General features: G+C 66.4%; 20 protein-coding genes and 2 pseudogenes. 17 read left to right on the top strand and 5 right to left on the bottom strand.

All coding sequences use genetic code 11. From position 1 onward, the window contains the following. The first annotated feature begins 68 nt into the window (after positions 1 to 68). The 4 genes from IMZ29_RS05920 to IMZ29_RS05905 all read left to right on the top strand — a co-directional run bounded on the left by IMZ29_RS05920 (position 69) and on the right by IMZ29_RS05905 (position 3,218). Complete coding sequence (locus IMZ29_RS05920) at positions 69 to 995, top strand: ABC transporter ATP-binding protein (protein WP_216181678.1); 927 nt, start codon at positions 69 to 71, stop codon at positions 993 to 995. After that, positions 992 to 1,753 (top strand): ABC transporter permease, encoded by a 762-nt coding sequence (locus tag IMZ29_RS05915; protein ID WP_216181535.1) that lies wholly within the window; start codon positions 992 to 994, stop codon positions 1,751 to 1,753. Before IMZ29_RS05920 ends, IMZ29_RS05915 begins: the two co-directional genes overlap by 4 nt. Positions 1,754 to 1,757: 4 nt before the next feature. After that, positions 1,758 to 2,987, top strand: a complete 1,230-nt coding sequence (locus IMZ29_RS05910; RefSeq protein ID WP_253206881.1) for an MFS transporter — start codon at positions 1,758 to 1,760, stop codon at positions 2,985 to 2,987. Between the two features lie 75 nt (positions 2,988 to 3,062). Next, the gene (locus IMZ29_RS05905; protein WP_216181532.1) at positions 3,063 to 3,218 is read left to right on the top strand and encodes a DUF3309 family protein; all 156 of its coding nucleotides are present in this window, start codon (positions 3,063 to 3,065) and stop codon (positions 3,216 to 3,218) included. Positions 3,219 to 3,321: 103 nt separating this feature from the next. Here the strand turns inward: IMZ29_RS05905 and IMZ29_RS05900 are convergent, their stop codons facing one another. From IMZ29_RS05900 to gnd, 4 genes and pseudogenes are all read right to left on the bottom strand, one after another. After that, a complete protein-coding gene (locus tag IMZ29_RS05900; RefSeq protein ID WP_216181530.1) occupies positions 3,322 to 3,891 on the bottom strand; it encodes a gluconokinase in 570 nt (189 codons plus the stop codon). Beyond that, positions 3,852 to 4,574: a 6-phosphogluconolactonase gene (pgl, locus tag IMZ29_RS05895; protein WP_216181528.1), complete on the bottom strand. Its 723-nt coding sequence runs from the start codon at positions 4,572 to 4,574 to the stop codon at positions 3,852 to 3,854. The genes IMZ29_RS05900 and pgl overlap by 40 nt, the downstream gene beginning before the upstream one ends. A 2-nt stretch (positions 4,575 to 4,576) precedes the next feature. After that, positions 4,577 to 6,067 carry a glucose-6-phosphate dehydrogenase gene (zwf, locus tag IMZ29_RS05890; RefSeq protein ID WP_216181526.1) on the bottom strand — a complete coding sequence of 497 codons (1,491 nt, stop codon included), beginning with the start codon at positions 6,065 to 6,067 and terminating at the stop codon, positions 4,577 to 4,579. Further along, positions 6,064 to 7,059, bottom strand: a pseudogene (gene gnd / locus IMZ29_RS05885) (phosphogluconate dehydrogenase (NAD(+)-dependent, decarboxylating)); the annotation flags it as partial. The gene zwf and the pseudogene gnd, both read right to left, overlap by 4 nt. Before the next feature lie 279 nt (positions 7,060 to 7,338). Between gnd and IMZ29_RS05880 the strand changes: the two are divergent. The 10 genes from IMZ29_RS05880 to IMZ29_RS05835 all read left to right on the top strand — a co-directional run bounded on the left by IMZ29_RS05880 (position 7,339) and on the right by IMZ29_RS05835 (position 17,365). After that, a complete protein-coding gene (locus IMZ29_RS05880; RefSeq protein ID WP_216181522.1) occupies positions 7,339 to 7,542 on the top strand; it encodes a cold-shock protein in 204 nt (67 codons plus the stop codon). Positions 7,543 to 7,753: 211 nt separating this feature from the next. Continuing rightward, entirely contained in the window at positions 7,754 to 9,946 is a 2,193-nt protein-coding gene (locus IMZ29_RS05875; protein WP_216181520.1) for a putative bifunctional diguanylate cyclase/phosphodiesterase, read from the top strand. A gap of 201 nt (positions 9,947 to 10,147) precedes the next feature. Then, positions 10,148 to 13,045, top strand: a complete 2,898-nt coding sequence (locus IMZ29_RS05870) for a monovalent cation/H+ antiporter subunit A (RefSeq protein ID WP_216181517.1) — start codon at positions 10,148 to 10,150, stop codon at positions 13,043 to 13,045. Continuing rightward, positions 13,045 to 13,389: a Na+/H+ antiporter subunit C gene (locus IMZ29_RS05865; RefSeq protein ID WP_216181515.1), complete on the top strand. Its 345-nt coding sequence runs from the start codon at positions 13,045 to 13,047 to the stop codon at positions 13,387 to 13,389. Before IMZ29_RS05870 ends, IMZ29_RS05865 begins: the two co-directional genes overlap by 1 nt. After that, positions 13,386 to 15,029 carry a monovalent cation/H+ antiporter subunit D gene (locus IMZ29_RS05860; RefSeq protein WP_216181513.1) on the top strand — a complete coding sequence of 548 codons (1,644 nt, stop codon included), beginning with the start codon at positions 13,386 to 13,388 and terminating at the stop codon, positions 15,027 to 15,029. The genes IMZ29_RS05865 and IMZ29_RS05860 overlap by 4 nt, the downstream gene beginning before the upstream one ends. Continuing rightward, the gene (locus IMZ29_RS05855; protein WP_216181511.1) at positions 15,026 to 15,517 is read left to right on the top strand and encodes a Na+/H+ antiporter subunit E; all 492 of its coding nucleotides are present in this window, start codon (positions 15,026 to 15,028) and stop codon (positions 15,515 to 15,517) included. Before IMZ29_RS05860 ends, IMZ29_RS05855 begins: the two co-directional genes overlap by 4 nt. Continuing rightward, the gene (locus IMZ29_RS05850) at positions 15,514 to 15,792 is read left to right on the top strand and encodes a K+/H+ antiporter subunit F (RefSeq protein ID WP_216181508.1); all 279 of its coding nucleotides are present in this window, start codon (positions 15,514 to 15,516) and stop codon (positions 15,790 to 15,792) included. Before IMZ29_RS05855 ends, IMZ29_RS05850 begins: the two co-directional genes overlap by 4 nt. Next, positions 15,789 to 16,211, top strand: a complete 423-nt coding sequence (mnhG, locus tag IMZ29_RS05845) for a monovalent cation/H(+) antiporter subunit G (RefSeq protein WP_216181507.1) — start codon at positions 15,789 to 15,791, stop codon at positions 16,209 to 16,211. Before IMZ29_RS05850 ends, mnhG begins: the two co-directional genes overlap by 4 nt. Positions 16,212 to 16,298: 87 nt before the next feature. Continuing rightward, positions 16,299 to 16,727 (top strand): OsmC family protein, encoded by a 429-nt coding sequence (locus IMZ29_RS05840; protein ID WP_216181505.1) that lies wholly within the window; start codon positions 16,299 to 16,301, stop codon positions 16,725 to 16,727. Positions 16,728 to 16,807: 80 nt separating this feature from the next. Next, positions 16,808 to 17,365, top strand: a complete 558-nt coding sequence (locus IMZ29_RS05835; protein WP_216181503.1) for a nucleoside 2-deoxyribosyltransferase — start codon at positions 16,808 to 16,810, stop codon at positions 17,363 to 17,365. Here the strand turns inward: IMZ29_RS05835 and IMZ29_RS05830 are convergent. Continuing rightward, positions 17,299 to 18,621 carry an MATE family efflux transporter gene (locus IMZ29_RS05830; RefSeq protein WP_216181501.1) on the bottom strand — a complete coding sequence of 441 codons (1,323 nt, stop codon included), beginning with the start codon at positions 18,619 to 18,621 and terminating at the stop codon, positions 17,299 to 17,301. The genes IMZ29_RS05835 and IMZ29_RS05830 overlap by 67 nt on opposite strands. Before the next feature lie 81 nt (positions 18,622 to 18,702). On the opposite strand from IMZ29_RS05830, the gene IMZ29_RS05825 reads away from it, so the two are divergent. The 3 genes and pseudogenes from IMZ29_RS05825 to IMZ29_RS23210 form a co-directional block, all read left to right on the top strand. Next, complete coding sequence (locus IMZ29_RS05825) at positions 18,703 to 19,155, top strand: MarR family winged helix-turn-helix transcriptional regulator (protein ID WP_216181499.1); 453 nt, start codon at positions 18,703 to 18,705, stop codon at positions 19,153 to 19,155. Between the two features lie 73 nt (positions 19,156 to 19,228). Next, the gene (locus IMZ29_RS05820) at positions 19,229 to 20,338 is read left to right on the top strand and encodes a metallophosphoesterase family protein (RefSeq protein WP_216181496.1); all 1,110 of its coding nucleotides are present in this window, start codon (positions 19,229 to 19,231) and stop codon (positions 20,336 to 20,338) included. Continuing rightward, positions 20,335 to 20,928: pseudogene (locus IMZ29_RS23210) on the top strand (AAA family ATPase); the annotation flags it as partial. The gene IMZ29_RS05820 and the pseudogene IMZ29_RS23210, both read left to right, overlap by 4 nt. Positions 20,929 to 21,098: the final 170 nt, after the last annotated feature.

Below are 21,098 nucleotides of genomic sequence, written 5' to 3'. Positions count from 1 at the left end.
GCCGGGATGATGGCCCCGGTTATGATGCTCGGACTCGGCGCATGCGCCGTGTTCACAGGGAGACGGCAGTGCAGCCGGTCATATCGGTCAAAGGCCTGCAGAAGACCTATGCAGGCGGGTTCCAGGCGTTGCGGCAAGTGGACCTGGACATCCGGCGCGGCGAAATCTTCGCCCTGCTGGGCCCCAACGGGGCAGGCAAGACAACCCTCATCAGCATCATCTGCGGCCTGGTCAATCCCACCGCGGGCACGGTGCACGCGGACGGCCATGACGTCGTGCGCGACTACCGCGCCGCGCGCGCCAAGATCGGTCTGGTGCCGCAGGAGCTCTTCACCGATGCCTTCGAATCGGTGTGGGCTACGGTGAGCTTCAGCCGCGGTCTTTTCGGCAAGCCGCCGGCGCCCGACATCATCGAAAACGTGCTGCGCACGCTGTCGCTCTGGGACAAGCGCCACACCAAAGTGATGGCGCTCTCGGGCGGCATGAAGCGCCGGGTGATGATCGCCAAGGCCTTGTCGCACGAGCCGGACATCCTGTTCCTGGATGAACCCACGGCCGGCGTGGACGTCGAGCTGCGCCGCGACATGTGGGAGATGGTCGGGCGCCTGCGCGAGCGTGGCGTGACGATCATCCTCACGACGCACTACATCGAGGAAGCCGAGCAGATGGCCGATCGCATCGGCATCATCACCAAGGGCGAGATCGTGCTGGTGCAGGAGAAGGCCACGCTGATGCGCCAGCTCGGCAAGCGCGAGCTGGCCCTCACATTGAAGCGACCGCTCACCGAGGTGCCCGAGGGCCTGAGGGATCTGCCGGTCGCACTGGCGGCCGACGGCGCCGAGCTCATCTACACCTTCGATGCGAGCCTGGAGGATCCTGGCATTGCGGCGTTGCTCGCACGGGTCTCCGCATGCGGCATCGATTACATCGACGTGCAGTCCCGCCAGAGTTCGCTGGAGGACATCTTCGTCAGCCTGGTGAGGTCCAATTCATGAACATGCACGCCATCCGCGCGATCTATCGCTTCGAAATGGCCCGCATGGGCCGCACCCTGATGCAGAGCATCGCCTCGCCGGTGATCTCCACCGCGTTGTACTTCGTGGTCTTCGGCACTGCCATCGCCTCGCGCGTGGGCGAGATCGACGGCGTGAGCTATGGCGCGTTCATCATCCCGGGGCTGCTGATGCTGTCCCTGATGACGGAGAGCATCTCCAACGCGTCCTTCGGCATCTTCATGCCCAAGTACTCGGGCACCATCTATGAGGTGCTGTCGGCGCCGATCTCGTTCGTGGAGATCCTGCTGGGATACGTGGGGGCGGCGGCGACCAAGTCCCTGATCCTGGGCGTCATCATTCTTGCCACAGCGCGCGCCTTCATTCCCTATTCGATCGAGCACCCTGTCTGGATGGTGGGTTTTCTGCTGCTCACGGCCATCACCTTCAGCCTCTTCGGCTTCGTGCTGGGCGTCTGGGCCCAGGGGTTCGAGAAGTTGCAGGTCGTGCCGATGATGATCATCACGCCGCTCGCCTTTTTGGGCGGCAGCTTCTACTCGATCAGCATGCTGCCGCCGTTCTGGCAGACGGTGACGCTCTTCAATCCAGTGGTGTACCTGGTGAGCGGATTTCGCTGGAGCTTCTACGGCACGGCCGACGTGCACGTGGGCGTGAGCGTGGCGATGACGCTGGTGTTCCTGAGCCTGTGCCTGGCGGCCGTGGCGTGGATCTTTCGCACCGGCTATCACCTGAAGGCGTAAGGACATGAGCACTTGCGCGGGCACAGCGTCCACCGACGCGTACCGGGCGGCCCGGCTGATGCTGGCGGTGCTGGGCGCGGGCTTCGCGCTTAGCCAGTCCTACCGCACGCTGGCCGCCATCCTGGCCGCGCCGCTGCAGACCTACTGGGAACTCTCGCCCCGTCAGCTCGGGCTGTATGGCGCGATGTTCCACTTCTCGTTCGCGGCGTGCCAGTTCGCGATGGGCATCGGCATCGATCTGCAGGGCATCCGCCGCACCATCCTCTGGGTGGCGCCGCTCTGCGTGGCAGGCGCGGTGCTGTGTGCGGTGGCCCCGAGCTTTGGCTGGCTTTTGCTGGGGCAGGCCGTGATCGGTATCGGCTGCGCGCCCGCCTTCGTGGTCTGCACCGTGCTCATTGCGCGCACCTTTCCCCCTGACCGCTTTGCTGCGTTGTCGGGTGCGACGATGGGCGTCGGCGGGCTGGGCATGCTCGCCACGGGTACGCCGGCGGCCTGGCTCGTCGCCGAAACCTCCTGGCGCGCGCCGTATCTCGTGCTGGCCCTCGGCTCCGCCGTGGCCTGGGTGGCCGCCTGTCGCGTCCTGCACGATGATCGCCCCTCCACCGCGGGCGGCAAGCCCACCGTCGGGCAATCCATCCGCGGCTTCCTGCAGCTGTTCTCCCTTCCCCATACCGCAGGGATCGTGGTGCTGGGCGGTCTGACCTACTCGTGCTTCATGGCGATGCGGGGTCTGTGGCTCGGTCCGCAACTGCTCGAGCGCGAGCAGTTCTCGCTGGTGGAGGTCGGCAATCTCGCGCTCGCGGTGTCCGTGATCGCGCTGATCGCGCCGCCACTGTTCGGTCGGCTGGATCCGGGCGATCGCCTGCGTCGCCGCTGGATCCTCACGGGCGCCTGCACATTGGCCACGCTCTTTGCGCTGTTGGCGGTGGTGCGCGGCCCGGTGCTCACCATCGCGCTGGTGCTTGCCATTGCGCTGGTCCATGGCTACGCCGTGCTGCAGTACGCCGACGTGCGGGCTGCCTATCCGCCCGAGATGACGGGACGCGCGATGGCCGTCTTCACCATGGCGATGTTCCTGGGCGTGGCCATCATGCAGTGGCTCACAGGGCAGGTGGCAGGGCTGGCCGTGGTCTGGCAGATCGACACCTATCTTGCCGTGTATGGCTTCGTCGCAGTGGCGCTGTTCCTGGGGGCACTGGCCTTTCGGCTGTTGCCCCAGCCGCCCCGTCATTGACATTCTGGACTGGGATCAGTTCTTGCGAAGTCTGCTCGGCAGGACGGCCTTCCCGCGCTGTTCCAGGAGACCAACATGTTGGGCACGATTCTTCTCATCATTCTTATCTTGCTCCTCGTGGGCGCGTTGCCCGCCTGGCCGCACAGCCGCGCGTGGGGCTACGGCCCGACGGGTGGCATCGGGCTCCTGCTCGTCATCCTGATCGTGTTGCTGTTGTTGGGCTATATCTAGAAGGGCGTTGCATGACCTGGTTGCGGCCAGGTCTTGAGCGACGCGCACGGGCGCGTCCTTGCATCGGGCTTATGGCCCAACCGATGCAAGGGCGCGCTCGTTGTCATGTCTGGCCCATCGTGGCCAGGGCCGGGTGTGTCTCGTGCAGCCACCGCTGCACGCGCGCAGACTTCTCCGCCAGTTCGAGCATGATCGGCAACGACAGGACCGGTTCGTCGACGCCAGGCGGCTCCAGGGCATTGAGTTGGCTGGTCAGCAGCGACGGCGACATGAAGTGGCCCGTCCGATGCGCGAGCCGTGCCGAGATCTGATCGTGCGTGCCGGTCAAGAGCACGAAGCGCACGTTCGGGCGTCCCGCACGCAAGGTGTCCCGATAGCTGCGACGCAAGGCAGAGCAACTGACGGTGCCGCCGCCACCTTGCGCGTTGCGCGCATCGATCCAGCGGCCGATCGCCGCCAGCCATGGCGCGCGATCCTCGTCCGTGAGCGCGACCCCGGCAGCGAGCTTGGCGAGGTTGCCAGCAGAGTGCAGCTGATCACCCTCCTGGAACGGCCAGTCGAGGTCGGTCGCCAGCTGGCGGGCCAGCGTCGTCTTGCCGGTTCCCGTTACCCCCATCACCACCACCACGGGCGTCATGTCAGCCCCTTCGCCGCGGCCTTGTCCAGGAACCATAGCGTTTCCTCCTCGCCCTGCACCTGGGCCGCCGGCAACGTCGTGTCTCCCGCGGCCAGCTGCTGCATCACGGGTGCCTTGTCCTCGCCCGCCACGAGAAATGCCACCGAACGAGCACTGCGCAGCACGGGCAAGGTAAGCGTCATGCGCGCAGGTGGCTCTGAACGGACGACGCCGCGCGCCCACGCCGGGTCGTTCGCCGCCATCGGATCACCGGGGAACACGGATGCGGTATGGCCATCTGCACCCACGCCCAGCAAGACGACATCGAACAAGGGCCGACCGGGGTCGAGTGCCTCGTGGCCATAGAAAGTGCGCAGCGTGTGCTCGTAGCGCAACGCCGCCGTGCCCGGATCGGGCTCGATGGGCATCATGTGCACCTGGGCGGCGGGCACGTTGACCTTGTCCAACCAGGCGGCCCGCGCGTTGCCTGCGTTGCTTGCAGGGTCGTGACGCGGCACCAGCCGCTCGTCACCCCAGAAGATGTGAACGCGCGACCAATCCAGCGTCTCCGCCCAGGCGGGCGACCCGAGCAGCCGATACAGGGATAAGGGCGTGCGTCCACCGCACAGAGCGAGCGAGAATCGTCCGGGCTTTCGTGCGATGCGTCCTGCAAGCCAGCGCGCGACGACCTTGGCGAGATCGTCGGCATCGCGAGTGACGAAGCGTTGGTCCTGCGCCATGATCATGCTGCGGGCTCCCACCATTGCCGGCCATCCCGCTCGATCAAGGTGCGCGCGCCCTCCGGGCCGTCGGAGCCGGCGTGGTAGAACTCGGGTTCGGTGCCTTGTGACCAGACGGCCTGGAAGGGCGCAACGGCGGCCCAGGCGGCCTCGACTTCCTGCGCGCTCTGGAAATGGGTGGCGTCGCCTTGCAGGCATCCATACAACAGGGTTTCGTAGCCCGAGCCAGGGCGCTGGCCCAGGGCTTCATCCACGTTCAATGCGAGCTGACGGCAGGTGAGGGTATTGCCAGGCCCGGGCTCGCGCAGCGGCCATTCGAGCACCAGCGTTTCCGGATCCAGGCGCAAGATGGCGCGCGTGGGCGTCGGCAGCGTCGGCACACCAGGCACCTGCGGCTGGCGGAACTGAATCACGATTTCCGTGGCGCGCCGGGAGAGCCGCTTGCCCGTGCGCAGATAGAAGGGCACACCCTGCCACCGGGGCGTGTCCAGCATCAGGCGCAGCGCGACGTAGGTTTCGACCGTGCTGTCGGATTCCACGTTCTTCTCGTCGCGGTACGCTTTCCCATCGCCTGTCGGCGGCGCGCTGTACTGACCCCGCACGCCATCGTCAGCGGCTTGAGCCGGTTTGGGGCAGCGAATGGCGGCGACTGCTGCCGTCTTGGCCGCCTGCCAGTCTGCAGCGGTGTCGCCCTGGGGTGGCTCCATCGCCACCAGCGCGAGCAGCTGCAGCAGATGGTTCTGCACCATGTCGCGCAGCGCGCCGGTGGCTTCATAGAAGCGTCCACGACCTTCCACGCCGAGCGTTTCCACGGCGCTGATCTGTACGCTGTCGATGAAGTCGCGATGCCAGAAGGGCTCGACGAACCCGCTCGCGAAGCGATACACCGCGAGATTGCGCGCGGCATCCTTGCCGGCGAAATGATCCACACGATAGATCTGTGTCTCTTCGAGATGGCGCCTCAGCGTGGCGTTCAGCGCGCGCGCGCTGTCCAGGTCAATGCCAAAGGGCTTCTCGACAGCCACCCGGCGAAACGCACCCTGCGCTTCACGCAGCAAGCCGGCCTGCGCCAAATGCTCGACGATCGGCCCGAAGAATCGAGGCGCGGTACCGAGATAGAAGATGGCGTTGCCGCCGTATTCATCCAGGCGTTGCGCGATCGCTGCATACGTATCGTCTTCGAGGAAGTCGCCGGTCTGGTAATGGATGTTGGGCGAGAAGTCGCACCAGCAGTCGTGGTCCAGGGCATGGCCGCCGCCCTCGGCGTGCGGATCGCTCGCCAGGGCGCGCAGGGCTTGCGCGATGCGCTCGCGAAAGGCTTCGTCCGTGGCCTCGTTGTGATCCACGCCGACGATGCGTGTCTCTGGGTTGAGGAGCCCCGCGCGGCAGAGCCGGTACAGCGCGGGCACGAGCAGGCGCTGCGCGAGATCGCCATGCGCACCAAAGAGGAACAGCGTGGCTGCGGGGGTGGGTTTCAGGTCCGTGGTGTTCATCCGCGCGGCTCCTCACGAGGTGATTCCAGGTGGCCGCCGAAGGCGAGGCGCATGGCCGACAGCAGGCGGTCTGCGTAGCCACCGGTCACGCGGGATCGGAAGCGCGCATAGAGGGCGGCCGTGAGCACGGGGGCCGGCACAGCATGCTCGACCGCCGCGTTGACGGTCCAGCGACCTTCGCCGCTGTCACCCACCACGCCGGAGAAATCGGTCAGCGCCGCATCCCGGTCCAGCGCCTGGGCCGTGAGATCGAGCAGCCATGAAGACACGACGCTGCCGCGTCGCCAGGCCTCGGCCACGGCCGCCACGTCGATCTCGAAGCGTTCGTCTTCCGGCACGCTTGCCTCGCCCTTGGCCTGCAGGAGATGAAAGCCTTCGGCCAGCGCCTGCATCATGCCGTATTCGATCCCGTTGTGGATCATCTTGGCATAGTGGCCCGCACCGGCGGGGCCGACGTGCACGTAGCCCTTCGCTGGCCGCGCGTCGGTGCTGCGACGTCCTGGCGTGGCCGACGCCGCATCCTCGCCGGGCGCGAGCGCCACGAAGAGCGGATCCAACCGCTCGACGATGTCCGCTTCGCCGCCGATCATCAGGCAGTAGCCCCGGTCCAGGCCCCATACGCCGCCAGATGTCCCTACATCCAGATAGTGCAGACCGCGTTGCGTGAGGGCGTGACCCCGGCGCACGTCGTCTTTATAGAAGGTGTTGCCGCCATCGATCACAATGTCTCCGGGAGACAGGTGATCCATGAGCGCGGTGATGGTGTCCTCGGTGGGGGCGCCAGCGGGCAGCATCACCCACACGATGCGGGGCGCCGACAGCGCCTCGACCAAGGTGGCGAGCGTGTCCGCGTCCACCGCCCCGTCTGCCGCGAGCGCAGCACGCGCGGCGGGGAGGGCATCGTGAGCCACGATGTCGTGGCCATGCCGCATCAGACGGCGCGCGAGATTCGCGCCCATGCGGCCCAATCCGATCATGCCGATTTGCATTGATTTCTCCTGCTGCCGAACCCGGCCTGAGCGTCGGGTTCACTGCGCTGTCCAGCACACGTCATTCCCGGGAAAACCCGCAGAAACGCTGGCTCGCGGGGCACTTCTGCCCCCTTGGGGCAGGGGGTTGACAAGGCGGTTTTTCGCCAGCATAGTGCGCAGCAAGATTTTCAAGTGTCTAGCGCGAAGCTTGCGTGAGCCGGATCCGGTCTTGTCCTGCTGCCTATCCTTGATTTTCTGGTCACCCTGGCATTTTGCCTATTTCGTCTTAAGGAAAGCAGTATGGAAACCGGTGTCGTTAAGTGGTTCAACGCGGAAAAGGGTTTTGGCTTCATCGTCCCCGATGCCGGCGGTAAGGATCTCTTCGCCCACTTCTCCGAAATTCAAGGCTCGGGCTACCGCACCCTGGAAGAAAACCAGCGCGTGAGCTACGTCGCCGGCCAAGGCCCCAAGGGCCCGCAAGCCACGAAGATCCAGCCGCTGTAATCCACGGCGATCTTCCGCAGTCATTGAAAGGCCCGCGCTTCGCGGGCCTTTTGTTTTTGGGATGCGCTGGGATTCACCGCTTGCCTCGTGCGCATGGGTCGGGGCCGATTCCTGCTGAGCTAACGCCGTATGCTATTGGTCATCACTCATTGCAATCCCTCGGTTTGCGTTACGATTGTTCGACGTGTTCAACAGGACGTTCGAGGTCTGCATGCCCGGCACCGCAAACCCCGCCCAACCTACGCCGGATGAAGCTGCACGGCTGCGCGCACTGGGCGCCTACCATGTATTGGACACTCCCCCGGAGGACGACCTCGACCGGCTTGTGCGACTCGCCCGGCGCCTCTTTCACGTCCGTGCTGCCGCCATTGCCCTGCTGGACCGCGAACGCTACTTTCTGAAAGCCAAATCGGGCACGGCATGCGATGCAGTGCCGCGTGATGATGCAGCGTGCGATACCGTGACACTCACGGGCGACGCATGGATGCTCAGCGATATTTTGCGTGAGCCGCATTTGAACTGCCGGGGCTGGGATCGTGTCCTGCCCGGCTTGCGGTTCTTCGCCGGGGTACCGCTGCTGGCAGCGGATGGTCATCAGCTCGGGGTCTTCTGTCTGTTCGACGATCGTGCGCGGGACGATGTCGGACCGGTGCAGGCCGAGTGGTTGAGCGAGCTCGCGAGCCTCGCCATGAACCGATTCGAGGTGCGGCGGCTTGATGCTGCCCGCCGGGTTGGGCGACATCGTCTGGAGAACCTCGCCTCGACGTCGCCGGATGCCATCGTGTGCTTCGATGACGAGGCACGCATCACTTTCTGGAATCCGGGGGCCACGCGTCTGTTCGGCATGTCGGTCGAGGCGATGTTGGGCCGTCCCTTCCTGACCTTGCTCGATCCCGCATCGCAAACCCGGCACGCCGTGCGCATGCACCAACTGGAGGCGGGGCATCAGGAGGCGGCGCAGCCCACGCAGCGCCTGGTCGGCCTGCATGCCAATGGTTCGCCCCTGCTCATCGACGTCTCGCTGTCGCTATGGCGGGAAGACGGGCAGCCTGTGTTTGGCGCCATTGTGCGCGATCTGTCGGCGTGGCGGCTGAGCGAAGAGCGCCTGCTGCGGCTGGCCCAGCTGGATCCGCTCACGGCATTGGCCGATGCGGCCACGTTTCGCCAAGCGGTGGCCGCGCTGTCGCCCACCGTCCCCGCTGCCGTGCTGCTCGTCGCCCTCAACGGCATCAAGCCGATCAATGATGCGCGCGGCACCGAAGCCGGCGATGCGGTGCTGCGGGCCATGGCACACCGCTTCCGGCTCCTGTTTCCGGAGTCCGGAACGCTTGGCCGCCTGGGCGGCGCCGAGTTCGCTGCGCTCGTGCCCGAGTGTGCGGACGCCGCGGAATGCGCGGCGCTGTGCCGTCGCGTGCTGCACGCGGTGTCTGAACCGCTGGAAGTCGATGGGGTGCGCGTCGAACTCACCGGGAACATCGGGATTGCCCTGCATCCCTTCGATACGCCAGCTGAAGCCGGCGGACTGCTCGCCAATGCCGACCTCGCACTCTACGAGGCCAAGAAGCAGGGTGGCAACACGTTTCGCTTCTTCGTGCAGGAGTTGCGCGAGGCTGTGATGCGTCGGCGCAAGATGGAACACGAGCTGATCGACGCCTGCGACCAGGGCCAGTTCGTTCTTTTCTATCAGCCGCAGGTGGCCCTGGACACCGGACGTGTCGTCGGCGCAGAAGCGTTGCTGCGCTGGCGCCACCCGGTCGCTGGCGTGCTCGCGCCGGGCGAGTTCATCCGCATCCTCGAAACCAGTCCGTCCATCGAAACCGTCGGGCGCTGGATTCTCACCCACGCATGTCAGCAGGCGGTGGCGTGGCGGCGCCTGCATCCCGAATTTCGCGTGGCGGTGAACCTCTTTGCTTCGCAGTTCCAGAGTGACCGCCTGCTCCAGCTCGTCAATGAGGTGCTGGCTGAGACCGGGCTGGACGCCACCGGACTGGAGCTGGAGATCACCGAGAACACGTTGCTGCGGCCCGACGCACGCATGATGGAAACGCTGCAGCAGCTCTACGATTCCGGGGTGAGTATCGCCTTTGATGATTATGGGACGGGCTACGCTTCGCTCAGCCTGCTGAAACGGCTGCCCATCACGCGCCTCAAGATTGACCGCTCTTTTTTGACGAACTTGCCAGGAGATGCGGCAGACGCCGCCGTGATCCAGGCCATTTTGTATCTCGGTGCGAAGTTTCATCTCGACGTCGTTGCCGAGGGCATCGAAACGCCTGCCCAGGCGCAATTCCTGCGAGAACAGGGCTGTGCGCTCGGGCAAGGCTATTGGTATGGCGTGCCCATGCCTGCAGAAGCATTTGCGACCAAGTTCCTCGCTTCGTCGCGCCGTTCGCCAGAACCCTGACAGCTCTTCCTGAGGACGCTCGACCCTGTAGGGAGGCGGACGCGTGCCCAGTTGTTATCTCGCACCAAAATGGTGCGAAGAAAGTTTTTTGCAAGTTGAGTGAACTTCGGTGCAGATAATCGTCGAAGACTACAATTCTTGCAGGTAAAATTCCGAGGTCGCGGCGATGGCGTCGGGAACTGGATCGCATCAGGCTGCTACATGTCGTTACTTCCCATCGTACTCCTCCCGCTGCTAGGCAGCCTCGTTGCAGGACTGCTCCCCCATAACGCCCGTAACCGGGAGGCGTGGCTGGCGGGCGCGATCACGGTGGTCGGCCTCGTCCTCACCGTCATGGCGTATCCGCAAGTGGCGGCCGGGGAGCCGCTGCGCCTCGAATACGCATGGCTTCCCCAGCTGGGCCTGGATTTTGTCCTGCGCATGGATGGATTCGCGTGGCTCTTCACCCTGCTGATCCTCGTGGTCGGGCTGATGGTGATCTTCTACGCGCGCTATTACATGTCGCCTGAAGACCCGGTGCCGCGCTTCTTCAGCTTCTTCCTCGCGTTCATGGGTGCCATGCTGGGCCTCGTGCTCTCGGGCAATCTCATCCAGATGGTGCTGTTCTGGGAGATGACGAGTCTCGTCTCCTTCATGCTGATCGGCTATTGGCATCACAACGCGGAAGCCCGGCGCGGCGCCCGGATGGCCTTGATCGTGACGGGCACGGGCGGGCTAGCCCTGCTCGCGGGCGTGCTGCTGCTGGGGCAGGTGGTAGGCAGTTACGACCTGGACGTGGTGCTCGCCGCAGGCGACATCGTGCGGGCACATGCCTGGTATCCGGCCATTCTCATCTTGGTCCTGCTGGGCGCCTTCACCAAGAGCGCGCAGTTCCCGTTCCATTTCTGGCTGCCACGAGCCATGGCGGCGCCTACGCCGGTCTCGGCCTATCTGCACTCGGCCACGATGGTCAAGGCCGGGGTTTTCCTGCTCGTGCGTTTCTGGCCCGTGCTGGCCGGCACGGATACCTGGTTCTGGATCGTCGGCACGGCGGGCCTCGTCACGCTGCTGCTCGGCGCGTACGCCGCGATGTTTCAGCAGGATCTGAAGGGCCTGCTCGCATACTCGACGATCAGCCATCTGGGCCTCATCACGCTACTGCTGGGCCTGAACAGCCCGCTCGCGGCCGTGGCAGCGATCTTTCACATCCTCAATCACGCCACCTTCAAGGCCTCGCTCTTCATGGCGGCGGGCATCATCGATCACGAGACCGGCACGCGTGACATCCGCAAGCTGTCCGGGCTCTACAAGGCGATGCCCATCACCGCGACGCTGGCGATGGTGGCCAGTGCCTCGATGGCCGGCGTGCCGCTGCTCAATGGGTTTCTGTCCAAGGAGATGTTCTTCACCGAGACCGTGCTGATCAGCGGCGATGCCTTCATGCGCGTTGGCCTTCCCCTGGCAGCCACGGTGGCGGGGATGTTCAGCGTGGCGTATTCACTGCGCTTCATCAAGGACGTCTTCTTTGGCCCCGTGGCCACAGATCTCCCGCTGGCCCCGCATGAGCCACCGCGCTGGATGCGCTTTCCGATCGAGCTGCTGGTGCTTGCCTGCCTGGTGGTGGGCGTCATTCCCGCCTTGACCGTGGGCGGCATCCTGCACGTCGCAGCCCAGTCGGTGCTGGGTGCACAGACACCTGAGTACACGCTCGCGGTGTGGCATGGTTTCAATCTGCCTCTCGTGATGAGCATTGTGGCTCTCGTGGGCGGCGTTCTGGTGTATTTCCTTCTGCATCGGTTCCTGCGCATGGGTACGCTAGATCGCGTCCCGCTCATTTCCGGCCTGGATGGGCGCAGCACCTTCGAGGCCACGCTCAATCTCGTGGGCTCGCTCGCCGACCGTGCCGAGCGCTTCTTCGGCACGCAACGCCTGCAGCCTCAACTCTTCATCATGTTGCTGCTCGCGCTTCTGGCGGGGGCCGCACCGCTCGTCGCCAGTGGCGTGACCTGGGGCGACAAGGCGCTCACGCCGGTGGACACGTCGTTCGCGCTGCTTTGGGCCGTGGGCATCCTATGTGCATTTGCCGCTGCCTGGCAAGCAAAGTACCACCGTCTCGCGGCACTGATGCTCATGGGTGGCTCTGGTCTCGTCACTTGCATTACCTTCGTCTGGTTCTCGGCCCCGGATCTGGCACTCACACAGCTCATGGTGGAAGTCGTGACCATGATCCTGATCCTGCTCGGCTTGCGCTGGCTGCCGGCCCTGCCTCGCGCGGACGCCGCTTTGCCCGGGGCCAAGCGGGCCAGCCGGCGGGTGCGTGACATCGTCATTGCCAGTCTGGGTGGTGTCGCCATGGCGATCGCGGCCTTCGCCATCCTGACGCGTACGTTCCCGCAGAGCATCTCGCCGTACTTCCTGGATCGCGCTGCGCCGGAAGGTGGCGGCACCAACGTGGTGAACGTGATCCTGGTGGATTTCCGCGGGTTCGACACCATGGGCGAGCTCACCGTTGTCGGCATCGTGGCGCTCATTGTGTACGCCTTGTTGCGTCGCTTCCGTCCGTCCCCGGAAAGTCTGGAACTGCCTCGCCAGCAGCGCGGCCCGCGCGCAAGCGATGTGCCGCCTACGCATGGTGCGGAAGATCAGGCAGCCCGCGGCTACATGCACGTGCCAGGTGTATTGATGCGCCTGCTGCTGCCCATCCTCGGCATGGTTGGGATCTACTTCCTGCTGCGTGGCCACAATCTGCCGGGCGGCGGCTTCGTCGCCGGGCTGGTGACGGCCGTCGCGATCATCCTGCAATACATCGTGGGCGGCACGCTCTGGGTGGAGAAGCACATGAAGATGCGGCCGCAGAAGTGGATGGGCTGGGGGCTCCTTTTTGCCGTGGGCACGGGCCTGGGCTCGCTACTCTTCGGTTACCCCTTCCTCACGTCGCATTCGCCGTATGTCGACGTGCCGTTGATCGGTTCGGTGCATGTGGCGAGCGCGCTCTTCTTCGACCTGGGCGTCTATGCGCTGGTCGTGGGCTCCACCGTGCTCATCCTCACGGCGATCGCCCACCAATCCGTCCGTAGTCATCGGGCTGCGGAGAAACCCGTCGCCGAAGGAGGTCAGTAATGGAGCTCGTCCTCGCCCTCGGCATTGGCGCTCTGACCGGTACGGGGATCTGGCTGGTGCTGCGTCCGCGTACCTACCAGGTCATCCTCGGCCTGTCGTTCCTGTCGTATGCCGTGAATCTCTTCATCTTCGGCATGGGCCGTCTGTCGATCGATCAGGCGCCCATCCAGGAGGCCGGGCGTTTTGCCAGCCTGTTGCAGTATGACGATCCGCTGCCGCAGGCCCTGGTCCTCACGGCCATCGTCATCGGTTTTGCCATGACGGCTCTCTTTCTCGTCGTCCTGCTCGCGTCTCGCGGTCTGAGCGGCACTGATCACGTCGACGGCAAGGAGCCTGACGAATGATGCGTTCCATGGACCACCTGCTGGTCGCTCCCGTGGCGCTGCCCATGGTGGTGGGCGCGGCCATGCTGTTGCTGAACGAGCGACGCCGCTCGCTCAAGGCGGGCATCGGCCTGGCGAGCGTGATGGCCCAGTTGGGCATCGCGCTCACGCTGGCCTGGCAACTCCATGCCGCCGATGCATGGCCGGATTCGCTCGCTGTGTACCTGGTGTCGAACTGGTCGGCCCCGTTCGGCATCTCGCTGGCTGCCGATCGTCTCACCGCGCTCATGCTGTCGATGACGGCAGTGCTCGGCCTGGCTGCGCTCACCTATGCGGTCGCGCGCTGGGACCGCGCCGGCGTGCACTTTCATCCGCTCTTCCAGTTCCTGTTGATGGGGATGAACGGCGCCTTTCTCACGGGCGACATCTTCAACCTCTTCGTGTTCTTCGAGATCATGCTCGCGGCCTCGTATGGGCTGGTGCTGCATGGCTCGGGCAGCACCCGGGTGAAGGCTGGGCTGCACTACATCGCCATCAATCTCCTCGCCTCGTCGCTCTTTCTGATCGGGGTGGCGATGATCTACGGCGTGGCCGGCACGCTCAACATGGCGGATCTCGCGGCCAAGGTGCCGGACATCGTTGGCGATGATCGTGCCCTGCTGCAGGCCGGCGTGGGCGTGCTGGCGGTGGCCTTCCTCGCCAAGAGTGCGATGTGGCCGCTGAACTTCTGGCTGCCGCCGGCCTATTCGGCCGCGAGCCCGCCGGTAGCCGCGGTCTTCGCGATGTTGAGCAAGGTAGGGGTGTATGCGGTGCTGCGCCTGTGGCTGCTGATGTTCGCACCCGGCACCGAGGGCTCGGAAGGCTATGGCGGCGACTGGCTGGTGTATGGCGGTCTTGCCACGCTCGCCTTCGGCACGGTGGGGCTGCTGGCCTCGCAGGAGCTGACGCGTCTTGCGTGTTTCAGTCTGATCGTGTCCTCTGGCACGCTGCTCTCGGCCGTGGGCTTCGGCCATGCGAGCGTGACGAGCGGTGCGCTCTTCTATATGGTCGTGTCCACTTTCGCGGTGGCGGCCTTCTTCCTGCTCGTCGAGCTCATTGAGCGCACGCGAGTGTTCGGCGCGAACGTGCTGGCGCTCACCATGGAAGTCTTCCAGGCCGAAGGCGCCATCGAGACGGCCGAAGTCGACGAGGTCGGCGTGGCGATTCCGATGGCCATGGCCTTCCTGGGGCTCGCGTTCTTCACCTGCGCGCTCTTGATGGCAGGGTTGCCCCCGCTGTCGGGCTTCATCGCCAAGTTTGCCTTGCTGTCGGCCGTGCTCGATCCCGTGCAGCAAACCGCTGCCTGGATCTCGGGCGGGCAGGTCTGGGCGGTCGTGGCGCTCGTCATCCTCTCGGGGCTGGCCGGCATCATCTCGCTGTCGCGTGCCGGCGTGCGCGTCTTCTGGTCGCCCGCTGACCGCACGTCGCCGCGCCTGCGCCTGATCGAGGTGGGCCCGATCGCGTTGCTGCTCGGGGTGTGCGTGGCGATGACCATCGCTGCGGGCCCAACCATGCGCTACATGGAGGCCACCGCCCAGGCACTGCACTCGCCTGCGTCCTACAGCGACGGCGTGCTGTCCACGCCGCGCGTACCGTCGCCCACGGCCCAGGAGGCACCATGATCAAACGCTGGCTGCCCTCGCCGCTGCTCTCGCTCTTTCTGCTGATGCTGTGGCTGCTGCTGAACGAGTCGCTGTCGCTCGGCCACCTGATGTTGGGGAGCGCGCTGGCCCTCTACGGCCCCCTCACCACTCGCGCCCTGCGCCCCACACCGGTGCGCGTGCGCGCGCCGCTGGCCATCCTGCGACTGGCGGGCCGCGTCGCCAAGGACATCGTCACGTCGAATTTCCAGGTTGCACGGGTCATTCTGGGACGGCACGAATACCGGCAGCGCTCCGGCTTCATGAAGATTCCGCTGGACATGCGCGATTCGCACGGCCTTGCAGCGCTCGCGTGCATCCTGACCGCGTGTCCGGGCACGGTGTGGGCGGGCATCAACGAGGAAACGCACGTGCTTTCCATCCACGTTCTGGATCTGCAGGATGAAGGTGTGTGGATCGACATCGTGAAGAACCGCTACGAGAAACTCCTGATGGAGATCTTCGAATGACACCCGTGCTCGGCTTTGCCATTGCGCTCTCCCTGCTCTTGCTCTCGGTCGCTATCGCGTTGGCCGCGCTGCGCCTCATCAAGGGCCCGACGGCCCAGGATCGCGTGGTCGCCCTCGATTCGTTTTACGTGAGCGGGATGCTCATGCTGCTGGTGCTGGGCATCCGGTTCGGCCATCACCTGTATTTCGACGTCGCGCTCCTGATCGCACTGTTCGGTCTGGCCGGCTCGGTCGCCATGGCCAAGTTCCTGCTGCGCGGGGAGGTGATCGAATGAATCCCGAACTGGTCCCGGTCTGGGCACAATGGCTGGTGGCGCTGCTGCTGGTAGCGGGGTCGCTGCTGGCGCTGGTGGGTGCCTTCGGGCTCATGCGACTGGCCAACTTCTTCCAGCGTATCCATGCGCCTGCGCTGGGCAACACGCTTGGCACGTGGTGCACCGTCATCGGTTCGATGGTGTTCTTCTCCATGGCGGGGGGGCGCTCGATGCTGCACGAGCTGATGGTGAGCTGCTTCATCATTCTCACCGCGCCTGTGACCTCCATCCTGCTGGTACGGGCGGCGCTTGGCCGGGATCGCCGGGCCCAGCCAGGATGGCAGGATTCGCCGGAAGGCATGACCGACGTCGATGACACCGGTCCGGATCACGGCCGTGCCTCCATCAAGCCTGACGACCGGCCGCGGCCGAGTGCGTGAGGTCTGCCGCTGGCACGCGGCTTGCAGCCGAGCAGGGTTTCCGGGCCGAGTGCGCCCGGAGGTTCTGCAACTCATCGGGAGAATCTCATGAAGAAATTCGGCTCCGCCGTCTGGGAAGGCGATCTCAAGCAAGGCAAGGGTACGGTGTCCACGGAGAGCGGTGCGCTGTCGGCTGCTCCCTACGGCTTCAATGCCCGCTTCACCGAAGGTGCCGGCACCAATCCGGAAGAGCTCATCGGTGCCGCTCACGCCGGCTGCTTCTCGATGGCCTTGTCAATGATGCTGGGCGAGGCGGGCTTCACCGCGGACCGCATCGAGACGCGCGCCACCGTCACGCTGGACAAGAAGAGCGCGGGTTTCGAGATTACGGCGGTGCACCTGGACGTGACGGCCAAGATCCCCAAGGCCACCCAGCAGGATTTCGACGCGATCGCGCGCAAGGCCAAGGAAGGCTGCCCGGTCTCGCGCGTGCTGAACGCCGAGATCACCATGGATGCCAAGCTGCAGACTGCCTGATCCTGCCAGCCTGGCCCGAAGGCCGCGCCGCGTGAGCGGGCGGCCTTTTTTCATCTGAACTGACGGCAGCGAGCCCTACCATGAACCTCTACCTGGCCGGTTTCGACGTCTTTCGTACCGACGCGCAGGCGCACGGCGAGCGCCTGAAGGCCGCGTGCGCGGCGCACGGCATCACGGGCTGGTATCCGCTCGATGGCGACGTGCCGCCAGGGTTGTCGGGCCCGGCCGCTGCCCGCTGGATCTTCGAAGCCAATGTGGCGCGCATTCGGGCGTCCGATGCCGTCATGGCCAATCTGAATGCGTTTCGTGGGCACGAGCCGGATTCCGGCACGGCGTTCGAGGTCGGTTACGCCGCGGCGCTCGGCAAGCCGATATGGGCTTACACCGACGAGGCCCGTCCGCTCGTGGCGCAACTCGGGCAGGGCGCCGACGCGCCGGGGCAGCCCGTCCACGACACCGACGGCTATCTGGTCGAGGACTTCGGGCTTCCCGTCAATCTCATGCTGGCCTGCGCGGCCCGGCTGGTGGTGGGCGATGCGCAGGCCTGCCTCGCGGCCATCGCCGCCAGCCGTCAGCGGGCGGCTGGCGCGGGAACGCCGGCGCCAGGCGCGGGGGCGGCCGGCTTGGATACGGTGTGAATCGCGTAGAGGTTCACGAGGCCATAACCCATGAAGGCAATCGCGACGGCATAGAAGAACGCGACCGGGTCGGGTGACAGCTGCAGCGCGATCGTGCCGCCGGCGAGCACGAGCACGGCTCGGGTGAGGGCACCGATCATCGCGGGCACGATGCGGCCGAACGCTTGGGACGCGAAGAACGCCGTCAGGCCGAAGCCAAAGAAGAGGTAGAACGGGCCGACGTGACGCAGGTAGCTGGCGGCAACCTCGGTGGCCGCGGGCGAGGCGTCGAACCAGCGCACCCAGAGGCTGGGGAAAATGGCTGCGGTACTGCCCAGGATGCCCAGGAGCAGGCCGGAGGCGATGACGCCCGCGAGTGCGAAGCGGCGAGCACCGGCATGATCGCCAGCGCCGCGAGCTTGCCCGGCGAGCGTCACCAGCGACACGCCGATGCTGAACGCGACGGGCACGAGTACATACTCGAGCCGCGCGCCGATGCCAAAGCCGATCAGGACGTCAGGGCCATAGCCGGCCGCAAACCGGATCGACAGCGCCACGCAGAGATTGCTGAGCAGCACGGACACGATGGAAGGCACGCCGATGCGCAGGATCATTCCGGCGACGTCTGTCTGCCAGCGGAACTGGGCAAGCCCCGTGAGCACGCGCGTGCGGTGGATGCCGATGAGCAGGGGCACCAGGCTGGCCGCATAGCTCACGACCCAGCTCGTGCCGATGCCGGCCACGCCCCAGCGCGCGGCAAGCGTGGGCGCGAGCACCGCGTGCAGGGCCGCGGCCGCCACCAGCGACACGGCTGGCAGCCACATGCGACCCTGACCGCGGGCGATGCCGCCGAGCGCGCCATTGACCCAGACCGCCACGCAGCCGACGAAGATGGGCAGCGCGTAGCGTACGGCTTCGGCCAGGATGGCCTCGCGCCCACCCAGCCCGGCGAGCAGCGTCTGTGCGAAAGCCACCCCGGCCGCGCAGAACACCAGCCCGATGACCACGGCCGTCAGGAAGGCGTGCCAGGCGATGCTGCGTGCGCGCACGGGATCGGCCGCACCAGTGGCCCGGGCGATCATGCCGGCGACCGCAGCGCCGTAGGCGCCGTTGGACGTCTGCCCCAGCAGCATCTGCAAGGGCAGCACCAGCGCGACGGCGGCCAGGGCGGTGGCGCCCAGCCGCGCGGCGATGATGCCATCGACCATCGACATGACCAGCAGGGCCGCGAAAGCCACGAGATTGGGAAGCGTGAGACGCGCGATGGCAGAGAGCATGATGGCGAGAGCTTGCAGTTACGTGCATATGCACGTATGGCACTATACGCAGGTGATCGACGTTCGCCAAGAGGCCGCGACATGACGCAGCCGTCCCCCGTAGAACCCCGCGCCCAGGGATGCACGGCGTTTCGCCTGCGCCGCTTGTCGCGCCGGGTGAGCCAGCATTACGACACGCACCTTGCTGCCGTGGGGCTGCGTTCCACGCAGTTCTCGTTGCTGGGTTCTCTCGTGCGCCGCGATCGTCCGCCGCTCACGCGCCTGGCCGAGGTGCTCGACATGGACCGCACCACGTTGACGCGCAACCTGCGCCCGCTCGAGGCCGCGGGGCTGGTGCGCATGGAGACGGGCGAGGACGCGCGCAGTCGCCTGGTGGCGATCACGCCAGCAGGGCGCGAGCGCTGGGAGTCGGCCGTGCCGCTCTGGGAGGCGGCGCAACGCACGCTCCATGAGATCCTGGGGGCGGACGACGTCGTGCGACTGCACGGCGCGCTCGACGGCGCGCTCGCCAGTCTGAAGGGCGTGACAGCCTAGGCTTACGACGCACCTGCGGTATCCTCGCCGATCGGGCGCGTAGCCACGCGCCGCAAGAGAGGGCAGACGGGCAATGGTGCGATTCCTGCACACGGCTGACTGGCAGATCGGCCGCCAGTACGGACAATTCGACCCCGAGGACGCCGCGATGCTCGCGGAGGCACGGCTGGCGGCCGTCGAGGCCATTGCCGCGCAGGCCGCGCAGGAGCGGGTGGACGCGGTGCTCGTCGCGGGCGACGTCTTCGACATGCAGGAGGTCTCGGACCGCACAGTGCGCCGGCTGTTCGGCGCCTTGTCCGCCTACGCCGGCCCCTGGGTCATGATCGCCGGCAACCACGATGCCGCCTTGTCGGCGAGCGTATGGACGCGCGCGCAGCAGCTCGGCTGTGTCCCTCACAATGTGCATCTGCCAGCCGCGACGGGCGTGGTCGACCTGCCCGATGCCGGACTCGCCGTGCTCGCCGCGCCGCTCACGCAACGCCACACCTATGACGACGTGACCGCCGCGTTCGACGCCCTGGCGAGCGAGCCCGGACGCGTGCGCGTCGGTCTGGCCCACGGCAGCGTGAGCGGTCACCTGCCCGACACCATCGATTCCGCCAACCCGATTGCGGCCGACCGGGCCGCGCGAGCACAGCTGGACTATCTGGCCCTGGGCGACTGGCACGGCTGCCTGCAGATCGACGCGCGCACCTGGTATGCGGGCACCCCGGAGCCGGACCGCTTCCGCGCGAATGCCCCGGGCCAGATGCTGCTGGTGCAGATCGACGGCCCCGGCGCGACGCCTGATGTCACGCCGCGAGCCGTGGGGCGCTACCGCTGGCACGCCGTCGAGGCGAGGATCCACCTGCCGGGCGATGCCGACGCGCTTGTGCATCAGCTCGCGGGCCTTGGTGCGGACGATGTCGTGCAGCTCAAACTGTCTGGCGAGGTCAACGGCGGCACCCACGCCCAGGTGATGACGGCGGTGGGCGAGACACAAGGCCGCGTGCGGGCGTTGCGCCTGGATGCGCGGGCCCTCGAACTCGTGCCGGACGACAGCGACGTGGCCGCCTTCGGCTCGAGCGGCTATCTGGCCGACGTGGCTGCCGAACTGCGGGCGCGGCAGGACGATCCGGCGCAAGCGACGGCAGCGCGTGAGGCGCTGCGGCTGCTCGTGGGCTTCGCGCGGGAGGGCGCATGATGCATTTGCGCACGCTTCGCCTGTCGGAATTCCGCCGATTTGTGCCAACATTCGAACTGGCCGGACTGGCGCCCGGCCTGAACCTGATCACCGGGCCCAACGAGGCGGGCAAGAGCACGCTGGCCGCCGCCGTGCGGGCCGCGTTCCTGGAGCGGTATCGCACCAGCACCGTCACGGATTTCGCGCCCCATGGCGTGGCTGGAGCCAAGCCCACGGTCGAAGTCGAGTTCCATCTGGACGGGCGCGACTACCGCCTGCGCAAGACCTTCCTCAATCGCGCGCGCTGCGAGCTTCAGGTCGAGGGCGGCGAGCGCCTGGAAGGCGAGGCCGCCGAAGAGGCGCTGGCGCGTCTGCTGGGCTTCGCGCTGCCAGGCCGCGGCCAGAGTCGCCCCGAACATGCGGGTGTGCCAGGGCTGCTCTGGATCCGTCAGGGCGACAGTGGTGACCGAACCCCGGTGCAGCACGCGGGCACGCACGTGCGCGAAGCCTTGGCCAAGCTCTCGGGCGAGATCGCGAACGAGGAGAGCGATCGGATCCTCACGCGGGTGGAGGCCGAGCGCGGGCTGCTGCTGGATCTGCGCGGCAAGCCGCGTGGCGCGTATCGCGAGACGGAAGAGGCGCTCAGCCAGGCGCGCACGGAAGTGGTGCGCCTGCGCGAAGCGCGCGCCGCGCTGGAGGCGACGGTGGATCGTCTGGCCATCCTGCGCCGCTCGCATGCGGACGACGAACGCGAGAAGCCCTGGCTGGTCTTCGAGGAGCA

It is taken from the genome of Verticiella alkaliphila, from assembly GCF_018904615.1.
GTDB classification, from domain to species: domain Bacteria; phylum Pseudomonadota; class Gammaproteobacteria; order Burkholderiales; family Burkholderiaceae_B; genus Verticiella; species Verticiella alkaliphila.
The sequence above is the reverse complement of the archived record's forward strand: the minus strand, read 5'-3'. Positions and strand labels throughout refer to the sequence as shown.

Coding starts and splice junctions, on each gene's coding strand:
- IMZ29_RS05915 (WP_216181535.1), top strand. CDS start 992: ATGAACATGCACGCCATCCGCGCGATCTATCGCTTCGAAATGGCCCGC.
- IMZ29_RS05910 (WP_253206881.1), top strand. CDS start 1,758: ATGAGCACTTGCGCGGGCACAGCGTCCACCGACGCGTACCGGGCGGCC.
- IMZ29_RS05905 (WP_216181532.1), top strand. CDS start 3,063: ATGTTGGGCACGATTCTTCTCATCATTCTTATCTTGCTCCTCGTGGGC.
- IMZ29_RS05900 (WP_216181530.1), bottom strand. CDS start 3,891: ATGGTTCCTGGACAAGGCCGCGGCGAAGGGGCTGACATGACGCCCGTG.
- pgl (WP_216181528.1), bottom strand. CDS start 4,574: ATGGCGCAGGACCAACGCTTCGTCACTCGCGATGCCGACGATCTCGCC.
- zwf (WP_216181526.1), bottom strand. CDS start 6,067: ATGAACACCACGGACCTGAAACCCACCCCCGCAGCCACGCTGTTCCTC.
- IMZ29_RS05880 (WP_216181522.1), top strand. CDS start 7,339: ATGGAAACCGGTGTCGTTAAGTGGTTCAACGCGGAAAAGGGTTTTGGC.
- IMZ29_RS05875 (WP_216181520.1), top strand. CDS start 7,754: ATGCCCGGCACCGCAAACCCCGCCCAACCTACGCCGGATGAAGCTGCA.
- IMZ29_RS05870 (WP_216181517.1), top strand. CDS start 10,148: ATGTCGTTACTTCCCATCGTACTCCTCCCGCTGCTAGGCAGCCTCGTT.
- IMZ29_RS05865 (WP_216181515.1), top strand. CDS start 13,045: ATGGAGCTCGTCCTCGCCCTCGGCATTGGCGCTCTGACCGGTACGGGG.
- IMZ29_RS05860 (WP_216181513.1), top strand. CDS start 13,386: ATGATGCGTTCCATGGACCACCTGCTGGTCGCTCCCGTGGCGCTGCCC.
- IMZ29_RS05855 (WP_216181511.1), top strand. CDS start 15,026: ATGATCAAACGCTGGCTGCCCTCGCCGCTGCTCTCGCTCTTTCTGCTG.
- IMZ29_RS05850 (WP_216181508.1), top strand. CDS start 15,514: ATGACACCCGTGCTCGGCTTTGCCATTGCGCTCTCCCTGCTCTTGCTC.
- mnhG (WP_216181507.1), top strand. CDS start 15,789: ATGAATCCCGAACTGGTCCCGGTCTGGGCACAATGGCTGGTGGCGCTG.
- IMZ29_RS05840 (WP_216181505.1), top strand. CDS start 16,299: ATGAAGAAATTCGGCTCCGCCGTCTGGGAAGGCGATCTCAAGCAAGGC.
- IMZ29_RS05835 (WP_216181503.1), top strand. CDS start 16,808: ATGAACCTCTACCTGGCCGGTTTCGACGTCTTTCGTACCGACGCGCAG.
- IMZ29_RS05830 (WP_216181501.1), bottom strand. CDS start 18,621: ATGCTCTCTGCCATCGCGCGTCTCACGCTTCCCAATCTCGTGGCTTTC.
- IMZ29_RS05825 (WP_216181499.1), top strand. CDS start 18,703: ATGACGCAGCCGTCCCCCGTAGAACCCCGCGCCCAGGGATGCACGGCG.
- IMZ29_RS05820 (WP_216181496.1), top strand. CDS start 19,229: ATGGTGCGATTCCTGCACACGGCTGACTGGCAGATCGGCCGCCAGTAC.